The organism is Allobosea sp. TND4EK4, assembly GCF_900156025.1.
In the GTDB taxonomy this organism is placed as follows: domain Bacteria; phylum Pseudomonadota; class Alphaproteobacteria; order Rhizobiales; family Beijerinckiaceae; genus Allobosea.
The window spans coordinates 1-2,006 of sequence record NZ_FTMO01000051.1; the positions used below are offsets into that span (position 1 = coordinate 1).

At 67.5% G+C, this 2,006-nt stretch carries 2 protein-coding genes; both read right to left on the reverse strand.

Going from position 1 to position 2,006, the window contains the following annotated elements; translation table 11 throughout:
- Positions 1–13: 13 nt before the first annotated feature.
- A complete protein-coding gene (locus BW981_RS22175; protein ID WP_139333912.1) occupies positions 14–1,492 on the reverse strand; it encodes an IS66 family transposase in 1,479 nt (492 codons plus the stop codon).
- A 99-nt stretch (positions 1,493–1,591) separates the two neighbouring features.
- Complete coding sequence (tnpB, locus tag BW981_RS22180; RefSeq protein ID WP_083712572.1) at positions 1,592–1,948, reverse strand: IS66 family insertion sequence element accessory protein TnpB; 357 nt, start codon at positions 1,946–1,948, stop codon at positions 1,592–1,594.
- Positions 1,949–2,006 lie beyond the last annotated feature (58 nt).

The window sequence follows — 2,006 nt, forward strand, 5'->3', positions numbered from 1 at the left end:
GTAAGCGGTGTTCTTAGGCCACGGCCTTAAGCGGCTGTGAGGCGTAGGCCCAAGGCAGCAGGTCGTCGAGTTGGCTTTGCGGGTGGCCGGCGACAATGCGAGTGATGACGTCGACGAGGTAGGCTTGCGGATCGACGCCGTTGAGCTTGCAGGTTTCGACGAGTGAGGCGACGACGGCCCAGTGCTCGGCGCCGCCGTCTGATCCGGCGAAGAGTGCATTTTTGCGATTGAGGGCGATCGGCCGGATGGCGCGCTCGACCACGTTGGAGTCGATTTCGACGCGGCCGTCGTCGAGGAAGCGACTGAGGCCTGCCCATCGCGAGAGAGCGTAGCGGATGGCGTCGGCCAGCTTGCTCTTCTGGCTGACGAGGCCGAGCTTCCCCTGGAGCCACGGCTCCAGCGCCTCGACGATAGGGCGGCTTCGGGCCTGGCGGGTGTCGCACCGCTCCTCGGCGGAGCGCCCGCGGATATCTCCCTCGATGCGGTAGAGTTCGGCGATGCGCATGAGCGCTTCCGAAGCGATGGGCGCGGGCCCGCCCTGCGCGAGATCGTAGAACTTCCGCCGGACGTGAGACCAGCAGAATGCCAGGCTCACGGCATTCTTCCCGGCCAGCGTGTTGTAGCCGGCATAGCCGTCCACCTGGAGTACGCCGGCGAAGCCTTGAAGATGCCGGATCGGCTGCTCGGCCTTGCGGTCGGGAGCGTAGAGATAGGCCACGCCCGGCGGATCGGCGCCGCCCCAGGGCCGTTCGTCGCGGGCATAGGCGAAGAACTGGCCGGTCTTGGTCCGGCCGCGTCCGGGATCGAGCACCGGCGCCGTCGTCTCGTCGGCGAAGAGCTTGGTCGACGCCTTCAGACGCTCGAACAGGCGCTCATGCACGGGCCGCAGAAGGAAGGCCGCCTTGCCGACCCAGTCAGCCAGGGTCGAGCGGTCCAGGTTCACGCCCTGCCGGCCATAGATCTGGGCCTGGCGATAAAGCGGCAGGTGGTCGGCGTATTTGGAGACAAGAACGTGGGCGACGGTCGCCTCGGTTGGGATACCGCCCTCAACGAGCCGGGTGGGTGCCGGCGTCTGGACTACGACCTCCTCGCAGGTCCGGCAGGCGTATTTCGGCCGACGGGTCACGATCACGCGGAACTGGGCGGGGACGATGTCGAGACGCTCGGAGACATCCTCGCCCATCGCATGCAGCGAGCCCCGGCAGCACGGGCAGGTCTTGTCCTGGACGTCGATGATCTGCTCGACCCGCGGCAGGTGCGCGGGCAGCGCCCCGCGGTTGGCGCGACGCTTCCTGGCCCGGTCGGCATGCTTGGCGGCATCAGCCGCTTCCTCACCCGCGAGGCCCTCGGCCTCGATCTGCTCGGCCTCCTCGAGCCCCAGCAGCAGCTGATCGACAGGCAGGCTCTCGGCCCGGCGCCCGAAGCGATGGCGCTGCAGCTCCTTGATGATCTGACGCAGCCGCTCGTTCTCGGCGCGCTCTTCTGCGAGCATCGCCCGAAGCGCGATCGGATCGCTGGTCAGTGGGTTGGCCGCGTTGCTCACGAAGCCGATTCAATCATGGATTACAGTGGCTTGCCAGAGAAAAGGCGATCAACTTGCAGCGACTGGGACCCGCGTCTCGCGCCGCTCATGCACGCGTCGCCAGTCGAGGCCTTCGAGCAGGGCCTGAAGCTGCGCCGCTGTCAGCCGCACGACACCGTTGGCGATCGCGGGCCACTGGAACTTGCCGTCTTCCAGCCTCTTCGAGAACAGGCACACCCCCGTCCCATCGAAGTAGACCAGCTTGATCCGGTCGGCGCGTCTCGCCCGGAACACATAAACCGCGCCCGAGAACGGATCGGCGCCCATGCTCTCGCGCACCAACGCGGCCAGGCCCTCCGCACCCTTGCGGAAGTCGACCGGCTTCGTCGCGATCATGACGCGGACCGCGCCGGTCGGGCCGATCACGAGCCGCCCTTCAACGCGCCGATCACCGCGGCGATCGTCTTAGGGCTCGCGCCGGTTC